At 66.6% G+C, this 19,127-nt stretch carries 19 protein-coding genes and 1 tRNA gene; 9 read left to right on the top strand and 11 right to left on the bottom strand.

Features of this window, described 5'->3' with window-relative positions:
* Nucleotides 1-61: 61 nt before the first annotated feature.
* Nucleotides 62-622 carry a PACE efflux transporter gene (locus tag ACFTOW_RS11490; RefSeq protein ID WP_379915772.1) on the top strand — a complete coding sequence of 187 codons (561 nt, stop codon included), beginning with the start codon at nucleotides 62-64 and terminating at the stop codon, nucleotides 620-622.
* Nucleotides 619-1,038: an adenosylmethionine decarboxylase gene (gene speD, locus ACFTOW_RS11485; RefSeq protein WP_379915770.1), complete on the top strand. Its 420-nt coding sequence runs from the start codon at nucleotides 619-621 to the stop codon at nucleotides 1,036-1,038. The genes ACFTOW_RS11490 and speD overlap by 4 nt, the downstream gene beginning before the upstream one ends.
* Before the next feature lie 42 nt (nucleotides 1,039-1,080).
* Here the strand turns inward: speD and ACFTOW_RS11480 are convergent.
* Nucleotides 1,081-1,156: transfer RNA gene (locus tag ACFTOW_RS11480), tRNA-Ala, on the bottom strand.
* An 84-nt stretch (nucleotides 1,157-1,240) separates the two neighbouring features.
* A complete protein-coding gene (locus ACFTOW_RS11475) occupies nucleotides 1,241-1,570 on the bottom strand; it encodes a TIGR02300 family protein (RefSeq protein ID WP_379915768.1) in 330 nt (109 codons plus the stop codon).
* 108 nt (nucleotides 1,571-1,678) lie between these two features.
* On the opposite strand from ACFTOW_RS11475, the gene ACFTOW_RS11470 reads away from it, so the two are divergent.
* Both ACFTOW_RS11470 and ACFTOW_RS11465 read left to right on the top strand, forming a co-directional pair.
* Nucleotides 1,679-2,371 (top strand): M48 family metallopeptidase, encoded by a 693-nt coding sequence (locus tag ACFTOW_RS11470; protein WP_379915766.1) that lies wholly within the window; start codon nucleotides 1,679-1,681, stop codon nucleotides 2,369-2,371.
* A gap of 31 nt (nucleotides 2,372-2,402) precedes the next feature.
* Complete coding sequence (locus ACFTOW_RS11465; RefSeq protein ID WP_379915764.1) at nucleotides 2,403-3,050, top strand: GntR family transcriptional regulator; 648 nt, start codon at nucleotides 2,403-2,405, stop codon at nucleotides 3,048-3,050.
* Here ACFTOW_RS11465 and lpxK read toward each other — a convergent pair.
* The 5 genes from lpxK to ACFTOW_RS11440 form a co-directional block, all read right to left on the bottom strand.
* On the bottom strand, nucleotides 3,047-4,036 hold the full coding sequence (lpxK, locus tag ACFTOW_RS11460; protein ID WP_379915876.1) for a tetraacyldisaccharide 4'-kinase: 990 nt from the start codon (nucleotides 4,034-4,036) through the stop codon (nucleotides 3,047-3,049). The two genes, ACFTOW_RS11465 and lpxK, sit on opposite strands and share 4 nt — an antisense overlap.
* Nucleotides 4,036-5,256, bottom strand: a complete 1,221-nt coding sequence (locus ACFTOW_RS11455; RefSeq protein ID WP_379915762.1) for a 3-deoxy-D-manno-octulosonic acid transferase — start codon at nucleotides 5,254-5,256, stop codon at nucleotides 4,036-4,038. The genes lpxK and ACFTOW_RS11455 overlap by 1 nt, the downstream gene beginning before the upstream one ends.
* Nucleotides 5,257-5,402: 146 nt before the next feature.
* The gene (locus ACFTOW_RS11450; RefSeq protein WP_379915760.1) at nucleotides 5,403-6,188 is read right to left on the bottom strand and encodes an inositol monophosphatase family protein; all 786 of its coding nucleotides are present in this window, start codon (nucleotides 6,186-6,188) and stop codon (nucleotides 5,403-5,405) included.
* Entirely contained in the window at nucleotides 6,175-7,521 is a 1,347-nt protein-coding gene (locus ACFTOW_RS11445; protein WP_379915758.1) for a TldD/PmbA family protein, read from the bottom strand. The genes ACFTOW_RS11450 and ACFTOW_RS11445 overlap by 14 nt, the downstream gene beginning before the upstream one ends.
* Before the next feature lie 162 nt (nucleotides 7,522-7,683).
* A complete protein-coding gene (locus ACFTOW_RS11440) occupies nucleotides 7,684-9,222 on the bottom strand; it encodes a DUF2125 domain-containing protein (protein WP_379915756.1) in 1,539 nt (512 codons plus the stop codon).
* A 105-nt stretch (nucleotides 9,223-9,327) separates the two neighbouring features.
* On the opposite strand from ACFTOW_RS11440, the gene ACFTOW_RS11435 reads away from it, so the two are divergent.
* Both ACFTOW_RS11435 and ACFTOW_RS11430 read left to right on the top strand, forming a co-directional pair.
* On the top strand, nucleotides 9,328-10,083 hold the full coding sequence (locus tag ACFTOW_RS11435) for an SDR family oxidoreductase (RefSeq protein ID WP_379915753.1): 756 nt from the start codon (nucleotides 9,328-9,330) through the stop codon (nucleotides 10,081-10,083).
* Nucleotides 10,080-10,694 carry an enoyl-CoA hydratase/isomerase family protein gene (locus ACFTOW_RS11430; RefSeq protein WP_379915751.1) on the top strand — a complete coding sequence of 205 codons (615 nt, stop codon included), beginning with the start codon at nucleotides 10,080-10,082 and terminating at the stop codon, nucleotides 10,692-10,694. The genes ACFTOW_RS11435 and ACFTOW_RS11430 overlap by 4 nt, the downstream gene beginning before the upstream one ends.
* Before the next feature lie 29 nt (nucleotides 10,695-10,723).
* Here the strand turns inward: ACFTOW_RS11430 and ACFTOW_RS11425 are convergent, their stop codons facing one another.
* Nucleotides 10,724-11,047 (bottom strand): HNH endonuclease, encoded by a 324-nt coding sequence (locus ACFTOW_RS11425; RefSeq protein ID WP_379915749.1) that lies wholly within the window; start codon nucleotides 11,045-11,047, stop codon nucleotides 10,724-10,726.
* A 109-nt stretch (nucleotides 11,048-11,156) separates the two neighbouring features.
* On the opposite strand from ACFTOW_RS11425, the gene ACFTOW_RS11420 reads away from it, so the two are divergent.
* On the top strand, nucleotides 11,157-12,320 hold the full coding sequence (locus ACFTOW_RS11420; protein ID WP_379915747.1) for a TIGR03862 family flavoprotein: 1,164 nt from the start codon (nucleotides 11,157-11,159) through the stop codon (nucleotides 12,318-12,320).
* A 2-nt stretch (nucleotides 12,321-12,322) separates the two neighbouring features.
* Here ACFTOW_RS11420 and rnr read toward each other — a convergent pair whose 3' ends face one another.
* Nucleotides 12,323-14,596, bottom strand: a complete 2,274-nt coding sequence (rnr, locus tag ACFTOW_RS11415; RefSeq protein ID WP_379915745.1) for a ribonuclease R — start codon at nucleotides 14,594-14,596, stop codon at nucleotides 12,323-12,325.
* 57 nt (nucleotides 14,597-14,653) lie between these two features.
* Complete coding sequence (gene dapE / locus ACFTOW_RS11410; protein ID WP_379915743.1) at nucleotides 14,654-15,817, bottom strand: succinyl-diaminopimelate desuccinylase; 1,164 nt, start codon at nucleotides 15,815-15,817, stop codon at nucleotides 14,654-14,656.
* 296 nt (nucleotides 15,818-16,113) lie between these two features.
* Here dapE and ACFTOW_RS11405 point away from each other — a divergent pair, with 296 nt between their 5' ends.
* Together ACFTOW_RS11405 and ACFTOW_RS11400 are read left to right on the top strand one after the other, a co-directional pair.
* Nucleotides 16,114-17,709 carry a Hint domain-containing protein gene (locus ACFTOW_RS11405; protein WP_379915741.1) on the top strand — a complete coding sequence of 532 codons (1,596 nt, stop codon included), beginning with the start codon at nucleotides 16,114-16,116 and terminating at the stop codon, nucleotides 17,707-17,709.
* Nucleotides 17,709-18,803 (top strand): Hint domain-containing protein, encoded by a 1,095-nt coding sequence (locus tag ACFTOW_RS11400; RefSeq protein WP_379915739.1) that lies wholly within the window; start codon nucleotides 17,709-17,711, stop codon nucleotides 18,801-18,803. The genes ACFTOW_RS11405 and ACFTOW_RS11400 overlap by 1 nt, the downstream gene beginning before the upstream one ends.
* Here the strand turns inward: ACFTOW_RS11400 and ACFTOW_RS11395 are convergent.
* Nucleotides 18,800-19,123, bottom strand: coding sequence for a hypothetical protein (locus ACFTOW_RS11395; RefSeq protein ID WP_379915737.1), 324 nt, complete (start codon nucleotides 19,121-19,123; stop codon nucleotides 18,800-18,802). The genes ACFTOW_RS11400 and ACFTOW_RS11395 overlap by 4 nt on opposite strands.
* Between the last annotated feature and the right edge of the window lie 4 nt (nucleotides 19,124-19,127).

Raw genomic sequence — 19,127 nt, 5'->3', positions numbered from 1 at the left:
GGTTTGCGCGCTTGCCCGATACCCTGATTCCCATTGCATGACCGATAGATAGGTGCACGCGATGACCCTCCGCTCTGCGCGCGAGCGCCTGTTTCAGACACTTGCCTTCGAACTTGGCGGGCTGGCCCTCGTGGCACCGGTCTACGGGTTTGTCATGGGGGCCAGCGCCGTTGCCTCGGTGCTGTTGGTTGCGGCGACCTCGGTTGTCGTCATGGCATGGTCGCCCATCCACAATCATCTTTTCGACGCGGCAGAGTGGCGTCTTTCGGGACGGGTGGCCAGCGAACGGCCATCGCGCTTGCGACTGGTCCATGCGGTATCGCATGAGGTGTCGACCACGATCGTCACAGTGCCGGTGATCATGCTGGTGGGTGGTCATGGCTTCTGGGAATCGCTGATCATCGACATCGCCATGACCCTGTTTTACGTGGCCTACACCTATGTCTTTCACGTCGCGTATGATTGGTGGCGGCCGGTTCGGCCTGCCGCGGCGGCGCTTGCCGCTGTCGCTGATGTGGCCCCCGATGACGCATCGCACCGGCGGCTGCGCCCGCTGACAGAACCTGACCAGCCCACTGATGCCAACCTCCCTCGTCTTGCCGAAAGGACCGTGCCCGAATGACCGCCATCCAGACCGCCCCGATCGCGACCGAGACTTTCGGCGTTCACCTGATGCTTGACATATATGATGCCGAGCCTGCGCGTCTGGCCGACAGCGACGGTCTTGACCGCCTGCTGACAGACCTGATCGCGGCCCTGCGCATGCACCCCATCCACGAAACCGTGGTCGTCGAAGTCGGACCGAAGAATCGCAAGGACCCTGGCGGTCTGAGTGCCTTTGTGATGATCGCTGAAAGCCATATCAGCATTCACACCTTCCCGCGACGCCGCTTTGCCAGCATGGACATCTACACATGCCAGAGCGACATCGACAGCACCTTGGCGCTGACCATGATCAGCAGCGGCTTCGGCAGCGCGAATATCGACTGTTTCCGGCAACCGCGCGGCATACGTTATCCGGCCAGGGACGTTGCCTAGGCTGGCGTGGATGCTGGATCGTCGAAGGAGTAAATGTAGGTTTGGTGGAGCCTAGCGGGATCGAACCGCTGACCTCCTGCATGCCATGCAGGCGCTCTCCCAGCTGAGCTAAGGCCCCATCAATGCAGACCCTTGGGCCTGTTCGCCGCTGTCTAGGCAAAGGCGCGGGCGGGATCAAGCGGAAAATTCCGCCCTGCGCATGTCAGGTTTCGGTATCGTCATCCGCGGCCACATCGGCCAGTTCGTCCAGCGACACGTTGTCGTCATCTTCGTCGTCATCCAGAAGATCGTCGTCCAGTTCGACCTCGACGTCGTCTTCGTCCAGCACATCAGACTCCGAATCGGTGTCCTTTGCCTTCATCTTCTTGGTCTGCGCGTCTTCGGCATCCGCTGCGATCATGCTGCGCTTGCCGGTGTCGATCGTGACCACTTCGCCCGTGTAGGGGCTGACGATCGGGTTCTTGTTCAGGTCATAGAACCGTTTTCCCGTCGTCGGGCACAACCGCTTGACGCCCCATTCTTCCTTGGCCATGAGACCCCTCTTTGCATCTGATCTTGTCGGTGATCCGCGTCCCCTGCCATAACACTGTATAAGTGTCAAAGGCTATGTCGCGGATACGACACCCCAACCCGAGGCGATATGGGACAGCACGTTCTTCCCGGCAACCCCCCGGTTGCCCTTTTGCTGAAGAAATCGGCGCAGGCGCGGCGGATCTCGCTGCGCGTGTCGCGGCTGGACGGTCGCGTGACGCTGACCTGCCCGAAAGGCGTGACCGAGGCCGAGGCGCTGGCCTTTGCCCGGTCCAAGGCCGCGTGGCTGCGTCGGGCGCTGGCGGATCAGCAAGGGCCTGTCGCAGTGGGTTACGGGGCCGAAGTGCCGGTGCTGGGCCACATGCGGCAGATCAACCCCGGACCCGGGCGCGCAGTACAGATCACCGACACCGCGCTGCTGGTGCCGGGACCGGCCGAACAGACAGGCGCGCGGGTGCAGGGATTTCTGAAGAACCACGCGCGCGACCGGTTGTCCGCCGCCGCCGACCGCTATGCCGGCACCCTTGGACGACCCTATGCGCGGATCACCCTGCGCGACACGCGCTCGCGCTGGGGATCATGCACCGCCGATGCCGGGCTGATGTTTTCCTGGCGGCTGGTCATGGCCCCCGAACCCGTGCTGGATTATGTGGCCGCGCACGAGGTCGCGCATCTGGCCGAGATGAACCACTCCGCCGCGTTCTGGGCCGTGGTGCACCGGCTGTATGGCGATCACCGCACCGCGCGCGGCTGGCTGCGCGAGAACGGGCACAACCTGCATCGCTATCGCTTCACCGATTGACGGGCGCGCGGTTTGTGATCACAGATACGCCATGCTGATGAACACCCGCCCCGATCCGACCCCCGCCGCCCACGACCGCGTCTACCGTCGGCTGCGCACGCTCATCATGCATGGCGAGATCGCGCCGGGTCACGCGCTGACCCTGCGGGGCATCGGGCAGGACTTCGGCGTGTCGATGACCCCCGCGCGCGAGGCGGTGCGCAGGCTGGTGGCCGAAGGCGCGCTGACGTTGTCCAGCTCTGGCCGCGTTTCCACACCCGAACTCAGCCCCGACCGGATCGAGGAACTGGCCGCCCTGCGGTCGCTGATCGAGGTGGAACTGGCCAGCCGCGCCCTGCCGCGCGCGCATATGGCGCTCATCGAACGGATGGCCATCATCAATGCCAGCGTGTCCGAGATGGTCGTGAAGCAGGATGCCGTCGGCTATATCCGCACGAACCTGGAGTTTCACCGCGCGCTCTACCTGCGCGCGCAGGCGCCTGCGATGCTGGCCATGGCCGAAACCGTGTGGCTGCAGCTGGGTCCGACCATGCGCGCGCTTTATGGTCGGTTGCGCCAAAAGGAGCCGCCGCACAATCACCGGCTGATCCTTGCCGCGCTGAAGGCGGGGGATGAGCCGGGTCTGCGGCTGGCCGTGCGTTCGGATGTCACGCAGGGGCTGCGGATGCTCGCGCGCTAGACCAGCGCCCGCAACGCGGCACGCAAGGCGCCGTCATCCGCGATCCGCAGGCGCACCGGCAGGGTGATCACCTTGGTGCGGAACTCGGGCGGCAGGCGCACCGCGTCCTTTTCGGTCGTGACCAGTTGCGCGCCGCGCAGACGCGCCTCGTTCTCCAGCCGGGTCATCAGGGCGCGGCTGAGCGGCTGATGATCCTCCAGCGCCTCGGCCCGGACCAAGTTGGCCCCCAGCCAGCGCAGCGTGGCAAAGAATTTCTCGGGGTGGCCAATGCCTGCAAAGGCCAGAAACGGCGTATCGGTCCAGTCCATACCCGTCTGCAACGGCTCCAGCGCGCCGCGCAGATGCGGCACCGTCACCGCATCGCCCCAGACCGCATCAAACCCGGCCTGCGCCGCCGTGTCGCCGATGGACAACAGCAGATCAGCCCGCGCCATGCCCGCAGCCACCGGTTCGCGCAGCGGCCCGGCGGGCAGGCAACGGCCATTGCCAAAACCCTTGGCCGCATCCACCACGACCAGCCGCAGGTCCTGTACCAGCGCCGGGTTCTGCAACCCGTCATCCAGCACGATCACCTGCGCCCCCGCCGCCTGGGCTGCGCGCGCCCCTTCGGCCCGGTCCCGTGCCACCCAGACGCGGGCAAAGGCGGCCAGCAGCAGAGGCTCGTCGCCCACGTGGCGGGCGGTGTGACGGGCGGGCTGCACCTCGACCGGGCCTTGCAGGGTACCGCCATAGCCGCGCGACACCACATGCGGGTCCAGGTGCAGATCGCGCAGCGCCTCGACCACGGCGATCACGGTGGGTGTCTTGCCGGTGCCGCCCGCGTTGATGTTGCCCACGCAGATCACCGGCACATCCAAGCGCACAGAATTGCCCCGTGCCAGCCTCCGTGCCGTGGCCCGCGCGTAAACCGCCCCGAGCGGCGCAAGCAGGCGGGCCGGCAAAGCCGGCCGGTCTGGCGGTGTGAACCAGAAACCGGGCGCGCGCATCATATTCCGGCCTCCAGCAGATCCAGCGTGTCTTCGACCAGCGCCAACAGGCTGTCCGTCGCCTCGGCCCCGTCCGAGATCACCTCCCATGCGGCATGGGCCATCTGCGCGGCGCGATCCGGGGCGGTCAGCCGGATGACCGCCGCCTGCAACGTCGGCGCGTCCTTGACGATACGCGCCGCCCCCGCCGCCGCCAGTCGCGAATAGGCCCCCATGTAACGGCTGACGTTGGGACCATACAGCACCGCGGACCCAAGTGCTGCGGGCGCATAAGGATCGCGCCCCCCCGCACCGGGCATTAACGAACTGGCCATCAAGGTGACCGGTGCCGCGCGATACCACAGGCCCATCTGTTCTGCGCTGTCGGCCAGCAGAACCTGCGTGGTTTCCACCGGGCGGTCTCCGCGAGACCAACGCGCCACGCGCCAGCCCTCGTCATCCAGCGCGGCGGCGAACCCCGGCTCGTGCGTCGGATCGTCGGGGACGATGACCAGCAAGAGCCGATGCGCCAGGCTCAGCGCGGCGCGATGGGCCTCGGTGATCACCGGCACCTCATCGGGCTGCACATGGGCGGCCAGCCACACCGGCCTGCCTTGAAACGCGCCGGTCAGATCCTCGTGTGTTTCCTCGTCGCAGGGCAGCGCGGCGCTGCCCTCCTGCAAGGGGCCGGACACCGAGATCGCCTCATGCGGCACACCCAGCCGAAGCAACCGGTTGCGCGCGGCGGCATCGCGGACAAACACCATGTCAAAAGCTTCCAGCGTGCGCCGCACCAGATCGGGCAACCAGCGCAGGCGGCGAAACTCGAACGCATCCTCGTGGGCGTTGGCCAGGTACATCGCCATGCCCCGACGGCTGGCCGCGTCGATCAGGCCGGGCCGCAGGTGACCGCGCGTCCAGATGCACAGATCGGGCCGCCAGTGATCCAGAAACCTGTCGATCGCATCCCGGCTTTCGGGGGGCACGGGGCTGGTGCTGCAGGTCGGCGGCAGATCCGTGGACAGGGTCACATCGTCCTCATGGGTCAGCACAAAGGCCAGATCGCCACGCGTCTGGCCCAGCCGTTCAAACAGCCGCACCAACGCGCGCGCCTCGGACACGTTTGCCGCATGACCCCAGACCAGAGGTCCGGGCCCGCGTATGCCCTGCGGATGATAGGCACCGCCACCGCTGCGCGCCGCCAGCGCCAGATACGCGGAAAGACCCAGAGACCGCCCCATCCCTGGCTATCCCGGCACGCAACTGCGGGCCGACCTGCTGGCAGGGGTGGCAAACAGGCGCGCCTGTGGAGTCATGGTCTGGTCCTTTGTCCAAGCGTGGACAACCTAGGCGGTCCTGCCGCCCGGCACAATCCGCGCCGTTGCGATCAACCCGGCCGTTGCGCCAGTTGCTCGCGCAATTGGCCATGCAGCACGGGGCCCGCCGCCACCACGCCGTTGACCTGCGGATGGGGGTTGTTGAAGCGCAGCGGTTGGCCCCGCCGGTCACTGACCCGCGCGCCCGCCTCATCCAGGATCAGCGCACCCGCCGCGATGTCCCACTCCCAGCTTGGCCGCAGCGTCAGCATCGCGTCGAACCGGCCTTCGGCCACCAGGGCCAGCCGATACGCCAGCGAGGGCCGGTAGGCGCGTTGCACATCGGGGACCGGGCCAAGCCAGTTGCCTGCGTCATAGTTGGGCTTGGCGGCGATCACGCTGGCCCCGGCCAGATCGGCACGGGTGGTCGCCCGGATCGGCAGATCGTTGAGCAGCGCCCCCGCCCCACGGGCAGCGGCGTACATCTTGTCCTTCATCGGCAGATAGATCGCGGCGGCAATCGGCACGCCATCCTGCACCACCGCCAGCGAATGCGCCCATGTGCCCGAGCCTTCGATGAAGCTGCGCGTGCCGTCGATCGGATCGATCACGAAGGTGCGCCGCCGTGTCAGGCGGTCGCGGGTGTCCTCGGATTCCTCGGACAACCAGCCATAATCGGGCCGCGCCGCGCGCAGCATATCGTGCAAGGTGGCGTTGACCGCGTGGTCGGCATCCGTCACCGGGCCTGCATCACCGGGCTTGTGCTCGATCTCCAGAGTCTGCCCCACGAACCCGCGCGCCACCGTGCCCGCGCGACGGGCGGCGGCGACCAGCAGCGCCATGTCAGCTTCCGGCAAGGGTCATCCCTTCGACCAGAAGCGACGGCACCACGCGGCTCAGCCATGGGCGGGCATCGTTGGCGGGCACCAGCGTCATCAGCATCTCGCGCAGGTTGCCCGCGACGGTGCATTCGTTGACCGGATAGGCGATCTGCCCGTTCTCGACCCAGAAACCGCTGGCCCCGCGCGAATAATCGCCGGTGTTGGGGTTGATCGTCGATCCGATCATCGAGGTGATCAGCAGCCCGGTGCCCATATCGCGCAACAGGTCCGCGCGCGTCCTGTCGCCCTGCGTCAGCGCCACGTTCCAGGTGCTGGGGCTGGGCGGCGAGGACGTGCCGCGCGCGGCGTTCCCGGTCGATGGCATGCCAAGCTTGCGGCCGGCGGACAGGTCCAGCGTCCAGCCGGTCAGCACGCCGTCCTGCACCACGGCACGCCGGGCTGTCGGCAGCCCCTCGGCATCGAACGGGCGCGAGGCGGTGGCGCGCGGGCGCAGCGGGTCTTCGATCAGCGACAGATGCGCGGGCAGCACCTGCGCCCCAAGTGCATCGCGCAGCCAAGACGCGCCGCGCGCGATCGCGGCCCCGTTTGTGGCAGCCAGAAGATGCCCGATCAGGCTGGCCGCGATGCGTTCATCATAAACGACAGGATAACGGCCCGTGGGCGGTTTGCGCGCGCCCAAGGCGGCCACCGCCCGTTCGCCCGCGCTCCGGCCGATGTCAGCCGCCGCGCGCAGATCGCCCTGATGGATGCGGCTGTCGCCATCGTAATCCCGCTCCATCCCCGTACCCGTGCCCGCGATGGCCACGGCAGACAGGCTGCGCTGCGTGCGGCTGTAGCCGTTGGAGAACCCGTTTGTCGCTGCCAGCCAGACATCCCTGCGGCCATAGCCCGCACTGGCCCCCTGTGCCTGCGTCACGCCCTGCACCGCCAGCGCCGCCGCCTCGGCCTGTTCGGCATCGCGTTGCAAGGCCTCGGGATCGGGCTCGGGCGTCGGATCGGACATGTCCAGCGCCGCAATATCGGGCGATTGCGCCAGTTGGCCCGGATCGGCCAGCCCGGCATAAGGATCCTCGGGCGCTTCGCGCGCCATCGCCACCGCGCGTTCGGCCATTTCCGCCAGCGTTTCCGCCCGCGTGTCCGAGGCCGAGACATTGGCCTGCCGCTGCCCGACAAAGACCCTCAGCCCGATATCCGTGCCCTCGGACCGCTCGGCCTGCTCAAGCACGCCGCCGCGCACGTCGATCGACAAAGATGTGCCCGCCAGCGCGATCGCATCCGCCGAATCCGCCCCCGCCCTCCGGGCCGCCGTCAGCAGGTCATCGCAAAGCGTGGCAAGTGCATCGGTCATCGGCCTCTCCTGTGCTGGTCTCTGCACAGGGAGGTAGAGCCATGACAGCCGATGCACAAGGCCGCGGGCTGTTATAGATGCGCCTCCCCTCCCCCTTGCGGGGAGGGGCCGGGGGTGGGGGCGCCCCTTGTGGCTCGCGTCATCCCCCTATGCTGGACAGGCTCAGCGCAGACGCTGCCCGTTGGCCAGAACCTGCCCGGCCTCGTTGACCTCGATCTTCGAGGTCAGCGTATCCTCGCCATCGCCCGGCACGGCGAACAGGCCCATCATCATGCGCGCGCCCATCGCCTGCTCTTGCGGCAGCATCCCCATGTTGACCAGCGTATCCAGCAGGGTGTTGCCACCCACCAGCCTGAGGTCGAGCGCGCCTTCGGGGCGGGGCATGCCGTCAAAGGTGGTGGTGTCGGTATTGTCAAAGGTGAAATCCCCCACACCGGTCAATTCGGCACCCGCCAGCCGTACGATCAGGCTGGAAATGCTCAGTTCGCGCAACTCGCCCGGTGCTTCGTCGCTTTCCATCGTCTCGGGCGCCATCAGCGGCGCGTCCAGACGCGCCTTGCCCTTCAGGTCCAGCGCCACGGTGGCCGGATCGCGCGGCAACTGGCCCGCCGGGTCGAACATCTGCCAGATCATGTCGGACATGGTGAAATCGCCCAGCGTCAGGGTCAGGCCGAAATCCTGCGGCTCTTCGCCCGGGGTGACCGGCACGGTGAAATCCAGCAGGCTTTCCGCCATCGCCAATTCGACCGGAAAGGGCAGCTCGGCCGACTCGGCCCGCAGGTTCAACCCCCTAGCCCCAAGGGTGTAGCCCATTTGCCCGGCATCCATCCGCACCGACACCTCGCCCGATTCCGAGCTTGCCGTGCCTTCCACTGCGTCGTCTTCTTCGACAAAACGGAACTCGGTCCGCCCGCCGGAATGGGTGAATCCGCCATCAACGGCCATACCGGCCTCGATCATGGCATTGGGGTCGTCGCTGTCCAGCGGCTCCAGCGGCGTGGCAAGGGTGCCGTCGAACTCGGGGCTGGTCAGTTCACCCTTCATGGTCAGGCGGCCACCGTCATCCTCGGGGCTGACCATATCCAGTTCATAGGCCAGCGCGCCCATTGTCATGCGCTGCGCCACGCGACGCAGATCATCCAGCTTGACCGTGCTTTGCCCCTGCATGTCGCGGATGGTGAACTGCGCCGTGTCGATCTGAACCGACTCACCCTCGACGGCCAAAGACGACAACGCGACGCTCATTTCATCGGCGCTGTAGTCATAGAACATGTCGCCGGGCGACCCGGATACGGTCATGGCAAATCCGGTCTGACCATAATCGATGGTTCCCGACACATCCCCCTCGTCCTCGGCGTCCACCGCGAAATCCAGTGTCGACATCTCGGGCATGGTCACGCTGACCGTGCCATCGCCATTGTCGGTAAAGGACATGTCCGGCGCTTCGAATGTGGCCGTTCCGGCGTCCTCGGGCATCTGCATCGTCATGCTGATCCCGGTCACGGTCAGACGGCCCGCATCCTGCGCCTCTTCGGCGGTGATGCTGTATCCGAACCCTTCCATATAGCCTTTGAAATCCGCCCAAACCTGCCCTGCGGTCACATCCGCCCAGGCCGCCGGAGCGGTCATCATGCCAATTGCGACGCTGACGCCGCCAAATGTCTTTGCAAAACCCATTTCGATCCCTCTCAGAATACCCAAGCCCAACTTCTGCCCTCCTCCTCTCAGGGTCAAGGGGGGACGGGCTGGACCGGGGGACACAGGCGGTTTACCACGGTCACGACCAAGCATGCAGGAGATTGCCAGATGGCCGACCTTTCCGGAAAGACCGCGCTGATTACCGGCGCCAGCCGCGGTATCGGCGAAGCAACCGCGCGGCTGTTCGCCGCCCATGGCGCGAACGTGGTGCTGACCGCCCGCAGCAGCGATGACATCACCCGGCTGGCCGCCGAGATCGGCACGCAAGCGGTGGCCCAGCCCTGCGACGTGGCCGATTACGAACAGGTCGCGGCCGCCGTGCAGGTGGCGCAAGACCGCTTTGGCGGTCTGGACATCCTGATCGGTAATGCCGGCGTGATCGAACCCGTGGCCCATATCGCCACCGCCGACCCGGCGGGCTGGGGGCAGGCCATCGACATCAACCTCAAGGGCGTGTTCCACGGCATGCGCGCGGCCATGCCGGTGATGCAGGCGGCAGGGGGCGGCACGATCATCACCATCAGTTCGGGCGCAGCCCACAATCCGCTGGAAGGCTGGAGCCATTATTGCGCGTCCAAGGCCGGGGCCGCGATGATGACCCGCGCCGCCCATCTGGAAGGGGCCGACAAGGGCCTGCGCATCATGGGCCTGTCGCCCGGCACCGTGGCCACCCAGATGCAGCGCGAGATCAAGGCGACCGGCATCAACCCGGTGAGCCAGATGGACTGGTCCGATCACATCCCGCCGGAATGGCCCTCGCAGTGTCTGCTGTGGATGTGCAGCCCCGACGCCGATGACTGGCTGGGGCAGGAAATCTCGCTGCGCGATCCGGCGATCCGCACCCGGCTGGGGCTGGGCGCATGATCGATCTGGACAACGACGGCGACCTGTGGACCGTCACCATCAACCGCCCAGACAAGGCCAATTCCCTGACGCCCGAGATGCTGGAACGCCTGTGCCAGATCGCCGAAGGGGCACAGCCCGCCCGCGCGCTGATCCTGACCGGCACCGGCAAGGTGTTCAGCGCCGGTGCCGATCTGGAGGCCGCCAAGGCCGGGCTTGCGACCTCGCCTTTGTGGGAGCGTCTGTCCGCCGCAATCGCCGCCTTGCCCGGCCTGACCATCGCCGCGCTGAACGGCACGCTGGCGGGCGGCTCGAACGGCATGGCGCTGGCCTGTGACCTGCGCATCGCGGTGCCGGGGGCCAAGTTCTTTTATCCGGTGATGAAACTGGGCTACCTGCCGCAACCTTCCGACCCGGGGCGCTTGGCCGCGCTGGTCGGACCGGCCCGCGCCAAGCTGATCCTGATGGCAGGGCAAAAGATCACCACGGACGAGGCCTTTGCCTTCGGCCTGATCGACCGCATCGTCGCGCCCGAGGATCTGCTGCCAACCGCCCGCGATCTGGCCGCCGACACGCTGGCCGCCAAACCCGACATCGCGCAGGGCATCAAGGTCATGTGCCAGACCGGGTGATCGTGCTGTCTGGAGTCTCCGGGCGGCGGTTACCGACCCCGCCGCCGCCCCGGCACTTTCGACAGGAAGCCGGGCGGGCGCTTGGCCACCCATTTGGCAAAGGCCGCCAAACGCGGATGTGCGCGCAAAGCCTCGGGCGTGTTATAGACTCGGGCAAGCTCGGCCTCGCTCAACGTGGCATGGATTTCCTTGTGGCAGATGTGATGCAGCAGGACGACCGGCCCGCCCTTGCCGCCTTTCAGCCTCGGGATCAGATGATGCGCCGATTGCGGGACGTCGGGCGGGATCTCGCGTCCACAAAGCGCGCAAATCGGGTGCCCGCCGGGCCCTGTCTCTTGTATCGCCTGTTCCATCCCGGCAAGAGATGAGTGCAATACCGGTCCGGGCAAGGGATAGACCGATGAAACACCAACAAGGGCCAAGGCCCGCACATCAGGCTTCGCTGCAATGCGAAGGCCGCGGATGACCGACGCCCTGATCATAGGCGCAGGGCCTGCCGGGTTGATGGCCGCCGAGGCGCTGGCCCGTGCGGGGCGTCGCGTTTTGGTGACCGACGCCATGCCCAGCCCGGCGCGCAAGTTCCTGATGGCGGGCAAGTCCGGGCTGAACCTGACCAAGGACGAGCCGTTTGACGCCTTTGTTGCCGCCTATGGCAGCGCCGCCCCGCATCTGCACCCGATGCTGGCGCAGTTCGGCCCCGATCAGGTGCAGGCATGGGCGCGCGATCTGGGGCAAGAGGTGTTCACCGGCACATCTGGCCGTGTCTTCCCCACCGCGATGAAGGCATCGCCGCTGCTGCGGGCCTGGCTGGCGCGGCTGGACAGACTGGGCGTGACGCTACACCGTCGCTGGCGCTGGACCGGGTGGGACGGGGACGCCGTGACCTTTGACACCCCCGAGGGGCAACAGACGCTGCGCCCCGCTGTTACCGTGCTGGCCTGTGGCGGTGCCAGTTGGGCGCGGCTGGGGTCGGATGGCGCGTGGGCCGACTGGACCGATGGCACCGTCCCGTTCCAGCCGTCGAATGCCGCGCTGGCCTTGCCCTGGACCGATCACATGACCGCGCATTTCGGCGCACCGCTGAAGACCGTGGAATGGCAGGCGGGCGGCATCACATCGCGCGGCGAGGCGGTGATCACGGCACACGGGCTTGAAGGGGGCGGGCTATATACTCTGACCCCCGCGCTGCGCGCAGGTGCCGCGCTGACGGTCGACCTGCTGCCCGATCTGGGCATCAACGCCATCGGCGCGCGTCTGCCGCGCGGCAAGACCAAGGCCCGCCTGGCGCATTGGCTGAAAAACACGCTGCGCCTGCCCCCGGCCAAGATCGCGCTGTTCTTCGAGATGACCGGCGGCGCCGCGTTACACATGGATCAATGGGCGCAAACGCTGAAATCGCTGCCGATCCGCATTGCCACGCTGCGCCCGCTGGATCATGCGATTTCCACCGCAGGCGGCCTGCGGTTCGATGCGCTGGATGCGGGGCTGATGCTGCGCGACCGGCCTGGCACCTTTGCCGCCGGTGAAATGCTGGATTGGGAGGCCCCGACCGGGGGCTACCTGCTGACCGCCTGTTTCGCCACCGGGCTGTGGGCCGGGCAGCACGCTGCGCGCTACCGCGCCTGAAATCAGCGCGGCTTGCGCTTGATCTTGCGTTTCAGCTTGGCATCCTTGCGTTTGGCCTGCCCCAGCTTGCGCTTGACCGGGCCGCCGCGCCCGCCGCGCGCAGGGCGTCCACCGCCGCCGCCACCGGGCATGGTTGCCCCGTCCAGCTCCAGCAGTTCCAGCGCGATGCCACCCGTCACCGGTGCGGCCTCGACCAGCTTGACCCGCACGCGCTGGCCCAGCCCGATGACGATGCCGGTATCGGACCCCATCAGCGTGCCTGCGTCGCGGTCGAAATGGAAATACTCGGCCCCCAGATTGCGCATCGGGATCAGCCCGTCCGCGCCGCTTTCGTCCAGCTTGACGAAAACACCGAACTTGGCGATCCCCGAGATGCGGCCCGTAAAGGTGCTGCCAACCTTTTCGGACAGGAATGCGGCCAGATAGCGGTCGGTCGTGTCGCGTTCGGCCACCATCGAGCGGCGCTCGGTGCCGGATATATGCGTGGCGGTCTGTTCGAGGCTTTCGATCTCGTCCCGGCTCAGCCCGTCCTTGCCCCAGCCATGGGCGGTGATCAGCGCGCGGTGCACGATCAGGTCGGAATAGCGCCGGATCGGCGAGGTGAAATGTGCATAGGCCTGCAAGGCCAGCCCGAAATGGCCGAAATTCTGCGGGCTGTAATAGGCCTGCGTCATCGCCCGCAGGGTCGAGATATTGATCAGCTCGTCGTGATCCGTGCCCTCGGCCTGCGCCAGCAGGCGGTTCAGGTGCTGGGTGTGCAACACCTGACCCTTGGCCAGAACCAGCCCCGCCGATTGCGCGGTTTCGCGCAGCGCGTCCAGCTTTTCGGGGCTGGGTTCCTCGTGCACGCGGAACAGCAGCGGCGAGCGGCGGGCGATCAGTTCCTCGGCGGCGGCGACATTGGCCAGCACCATGAACTCTTCGATCATCTTGTGCGCATCCAGCCGCTCGGCAAAATCGACCGAGGTGACCTTGCCCGCCTCCGACAGCACGATCTTGCGCTCTGGCAGGTCCAGCTCCAGCGGCTGACGCCGCACCCGCGCCGACACCAGCGCCTGATAGGCGTCATAAAGCGGGTCGATCACCGTTTCCATCAGCGGACCGCATTGGTCATCGGGCGTGCCGTCGCGGGCGGCCTGCACCTGCTGGTAATTCAGCGAGGCGGCAGACCGCATCAACCCACGCACAAAGCGATGCCCGATCTTGGTCCCATCGGCAGACACCTGCATCCGCACCGCCAGACAGGCGCGCGGCACGCCTTCGTGCAGGCTGCACAGATCGCCCGACAGCCGGTCGGGCAGCATCGGCACCACACGGTCGGGAAAATAGCTGGAGTTGCCGCGCTTGCGCGCCTCGGCGTCCAGCGCGGTGCCGGGCCGCACGTAATGGGCGACATCCGCGATGGCGACCCAGATCACATGGCCGCCCTCGTTTTTCGGATCATCGTCGGCGTGCGCCCAGCAGGCATCGTCATGGTCGCGCGCATCCCAGGGGTCGATCGTGACCAGCGGCATGTCGCGCAGATCCTCGCGGCCTGAAAGGCCCGCGGGTTTCATGCCATCGGCCTCGGCCACCACATCGTCGGGAAAGGCGTCGGGAATGCCGTGCTGATGGATTGCGATCAGGCTGACCGCCTTGGGTTCCGACGGATCACCCAGCCGGTTCACGATGCGCGCGCGCGGCAGGCCCATGCGGGCGCGCGGTCCGGCCTGCTCGGCCTCGACCAGTTCGCCATCCAGCGCGCCACCGGTGGCCCCGGCGGGCACCTGCCATTCCTTGCCGTCGCCCTTGTCGATGGGCAGGATGCGACCGCCCTCGGAGCCCGCCCGAAACACGCCCAGAACCCGTGTCGGGTTCTGCCCGATGCGGCGGATCAGCCGCGCCTCGTAATGGTGGGCCTCGCCCTTGACCTCTTGCAGGCGGCCTAGGATGCGGTCGCCCGGCCCCAGCGCAGGGTCTGACGCGCGCGGGATCAGCAGCACAACCGGCTCTTTCCCCTCGCCCTGCCACTCCAGAGGGCGGGCATACAGATCGCCATCCAGCCCGGGGGCCGACACTTGCAGCACGCTGACCGGCGGCAGCTTGTCGGGATCGCGGTAGGTCTTCTTGCGCTTGTGCAGATGGCCCTCATCCTCAAGTTCCTTGAGGATGCGCTTCAGGTCGATCCGCGCAGCGCCCTTGATGCCAAAGGCCTTGGCGATATCGCGCTTCGCGGTGAGGGTCGGGTTGTCCGAGATCCATTGCAGGATCTCGGGCTTTGTGGGCAGCTGGCTCATTCCGGTGACGTAGCACAGGCGCGCAGGGTCGTCATGCGGGAAAACGGCAGGCCGCGGCTAGCCCGCGAAATAGTCGCGCAGGATGCGGGTGTAGATGGATTTGAGCTGATGCACCTGTTCGGCGGGCACGCGTTCGTCCACCTGATGCATGAACCGGCCCACCAGCCCGAATTCCACCACCGGGCAGTGATCCTTGACGAACCGCGCATCCGAAGTGCCGCCCGTGGTGCTGAGGTCCGGCGTCACGCCGGTTTCCGCCTCGACCGCCTTGGATACCAGATCAGACAGCGGCCCCGGCGGGGTCAGAAACGCCTCGCCCGAGATTTTCACGCCCATGTCCACGGTCACGCCGAACTCTTGCGCGACGCGGTCGCACTCGGCGCGCAGCCAGTCGGTCAGGCTGGCGCCGCTGTGGGTGTCGTTGAACCGGATGTTCACGGTGGCGCGGGTTTTCGCCGGGATCACGTTGCTGGCCGGATTGCCGGTGTCGATGGTGACCACGGCCAGCGTGGACGGATCGAAATGGTCGGTGCCGCGATCCAGTTCGTGACTGGCCAGCCGGTCCATCAGCCGCGCCATGGCGGGCAGCGGGTTGTTGGCGCGGTGCGGATAGGCGGAATGGCCCTGCACACCTGTCACAGTCACATGCGCGGTCATCGAGCCGCGCCGCCCGATCTTGATCATGTCGCCCATACGCTCGGGGCAGGTGGGCTCGCCCACGATGCAGGCCGCCATGCGTTCTTCATTGGCCGCCATCCAGTCCAGAAGGGCGGTGGTGCCATCGATGCTTTCGGCTTCCTCATCGCCGGTGATTGTCAGGATCACCGCGCCGTCGGGCGGGGTGTCGCGCACGAAATCGATGGCGGCGGCGACAAAGGCGGCCACGCCGGACTTCATGTCGGTCGCCCCCCGGCCCCAGATCACGCCATCCTCGACCACGCCGGAAAACGGCGGCTTGCTCCATGCCTCGGCATCACCCACCGGCACCACGTCGGTATGACCGTTGAAGCCGAAGCTGCGCGCGTGGCCCCTGTCGCCCCAGCGCGCGAACAGGTTGCACACGCCGCCGCGATCAACGCGGGTGCAGGTGAACCCGGCTGCGGTCAGCAACTCCTCCAGCAGCACCAGTGCGCCGCCTTCCTCCGGTGTGACCGAGGGGCATTGGATCAACCGCGCGGTCAGGTCAGCGGCGTCGATGCGGGCGGGCAGGTCTTTGGGCATGGGCTACTTTCCTGATCGAGGCATTTCCCTGTGGGTAGCGCGCAGAAAGGACAGACGCAAATGTGGCCAAAATACCGCAAGACGATCCCCATTCTACGAATCCAGCCCAGTCAATGACTTAACAGAACATGCAAAGCCGTGTTAACGTTTTGGCAACAATAAACCCGAGGCAGGGCTGCTTTTGATGATCCGGAAAACCGGGCGCGAAGGCGTGATTGACGAGTGAACCTGTGGGCCGGTGGCCCATTTGCCGCGTTGTCTTTTGACCTGTCTCATCCCGGGCATGAGGCAACAGAATGGTCGCACCATGCGAGCTTCCTATCAATACACGGGCATCTGCCAACGAGATGGCGCAAACCATGTTTGGCGACGGGGTCACGATCGTCAGCGCCTCGTACACCGGCGACCGCGATTCATCGGGCATCTTCACGAATGGCGACAGCGTCTCGCCCGGGGTCACGCCCAGCGACCGGGGCGTGATGTTCTCGACCGGCGATCTGGAGGGGTTCACCAACAGCCCCGGTTTCTGGTGGAATCCCGGCCAGGCAAACCAGAGCAACAGCACCACGACCAGTTCCAGCGGGCCGAACGGGGTCAGCCAGTTCAATCAGGCGGCCGGCGCATCGACCTTTGATGCGTCCTACATGGATGTCGATTTCATCCCCACCGGCGATGTGATGACGATGCAGTTCGTATTCGCGTCCGAGGAGTATCCCGAATACGCCACTGGCATCTATCAGGATTTCGTCGGTGTCTGGATCAACGGGTCTCAGGTGGATCTTGAGGTGGGTGATGGCGATATCGACCCCAACAACCTGAACGCAGGTTCCAACACAAACCTGTTCGTCAGCAACATGAACAGCGACTACAACACCGAGATGGACGGGTTCACGGTCACGATGACCCTGACCATCCCGGTGAACTCCGGGCAGGTCAACTCGATCCGCATCGGCATCGCCGATGTGCTGGACGCCAATTACGATTCTACCCTGCTGATCGCCGCGGATTCGGTGCAGACCACGCTGGTTGCACGGGCCGACACCGGCACCATCTATCCCAACGGGTCCGTCACCACCGATGTGCTGGCCAATGACGTCAACGTCACCGGCGGCAGCCTGACCATCACCCATATCAACGGTCAGGCGGTGGTGGCCGGCAGCACGATCACGCTGGGCACCGGGCAGAGCGTGACGCTGAATGCCGATGGCACGCTGACCACCACGGGTGACGGCGACGTCGAGACGGTGAATTTCACCTACAAGGTCCAAAGCAGCACGGGCCAGACAGATACCGGCTTTGTCACCATAAACTCGATCCCCTGTTTCGTGGCAGGCACTCTGATCCTGACGCCGTCGGGTCAGGTGCCGGTGGACTGGCTGACGCGTGGTGACATGGTGATGACCCGCGATGACGGGCCGCAGCCCCTGCGCTGGGTCGGCAGCCGCACGGTGCCCGCCACCGGGCAGTTCGCCCCGATCTGCATCCGGGCCGGTGCCTTTGGCACGCATGAGGAGTTGTGGGTATCACCTGAACACAGGATTCTGATCCGCGATGCGCTGGCCGAGTTGCTGTTTGCCGAACCCGAGGTTCTGATCGCCGCCAAGCATCTGGTGAACGACCGGTCCGTGCGCCGGATCGAGGGCGGCATGGTCGAATACTGCCACCTGATGTTCGACCGTCATCAGGTGGTGATCTCGGAAGGGCTGGAAACCGAAAGCTTCCTGCCCGGTCCGCAGGCCGCGCACAGCTTTGCTCCCGATACGCTGGCCGAGATCTGCGCGCTGTTTCCAGAGCTCGACCCTGAAACCGGCACCGGCTACAGCCCTGCCGCCCGGCGCACCCTGCGCGCGCACGAGGCGCGGTTGTGGATGGCGGAACGGCGGGTCGCATAATGGCCTGGATCGCGCTGACCGATCACGCCGATCACCGGTTCTCGAAATCCGGCCTTGGCTGCGACGCGGGCCGCGCACCCACTGCGCGGATCGCCGACGACGGGCTGCTTGTGCGCGGCTCGATCCTGATCGAAACGCATCTGGCCAGCGATGGCCGCCCGCTGCAACTGCTGTCCTATCGTGGCGGTCCGCCGTGGAATTGCAGCCTGTCGGTACAGTCCATCCCCGATGGCGGCGTCGTTCTGGTGATGGGGCTTGGCGGCGATCTGCTGCACGCCGTGGCGCGGCTTGATGGTGTGGGCGCAGGCGAAACCCTGCGCATCACCTACAGCTGGGATGCGCCCGCGCGATGGGCACGGCTGGCGTTGGAGCATGTGGGGACGGGCCATATCGCCATGGTCGACATGGCCAGCCCAAGCCCCCTGCCGCTGTGCGAGTTGCGCAAGATGATGGCCGATCCGTTGCAACGCCGTCTGGACCGGCACGTTCGGTTCATGGCCGTGTCGACCGCGATCGAACCCATCGGCCCGACCCCGGCCATCACCGCCCATGTGCCCATCGCAACCCCATGGGGCCCGCGCGAGGTGGCGCAGTTGAAACGCGGCGACGTGGTCACTTCGGCCACGGGCGAGGGCGTGCCGGTGCTGCACACCCTGCGCCGTGTAGTGCCCGCGCGCGGCTCGTTCCGCCCGATCCGCCTGCGCGCGCCCTATTTCGGATTGCGCCGCGACATCCTTGTGGCCCCCGATCAGCGGCTGGTCATCGGCGGGTCCGAGGTGGAATACATGTTCGGCCGCGAAAGGGTTCTGGTGCCTGCACGGCATCTGGTGAACGGGGTTTCGGCGCTCTATGCCAGCGGCGGCATCACAGTGGCCTATCACGGCCTGATCCTGCCGGGCTGCGAGGCGGTCAGCGCCGCAGGCGCGCCGCTGGAATCCCTGTTCATCGGGCGCATCCGCCGCAAGCCGGTGATGCTGGCCGCCAGCCTGCTAGCCGCGCTTGACCGCAACACCCTGCCCGAACATGCGTTGTCCACCTATCCGGTCCTGCAACCGTTCGAGGCGATCACGCTGGCCGAAAGCCGCGCGGCCTAGTCGTAGAACGGCGTCATCTGGGCCACGATCACCGCGTTCTCGGCCAGCGCACGATCCATCAGCGCGCGTTCGTCGGCGTCGATCTCGTCACCCGCCTCCAGCCGCTCGTCCAGCGTGCCGTGGCCGGTCACGTCCAGCGGGGCCGCGTCGGCCTGTTTCAGGATCGCCACGGTTTCGCGCACCGCTTCGGCCTCGTCCACGCCGCTGGCATAGCATACCAGCCCCGCCCCAGTCGCACCATCGGGCAGGCCGTCACCGGCCTTGCGCCCCAGTTGCACCACCAGCGTGTAGACCTGCTGCGGCTTCTTTTCCTTGGTCATGTCG

Source organism: Lacimonas salitolerans, assembly GCF_042677865.1.
GTDB lineage: Bacteria > Pseudomonadota > Alphaproteobacteria > Rhodobacterales > Rhodobacteraceae > Lutimaribacter > Lutimaribacter salitolerans.
This window is presented reverse-complemented; position numbering and strand designations above follow the sequence as displayed.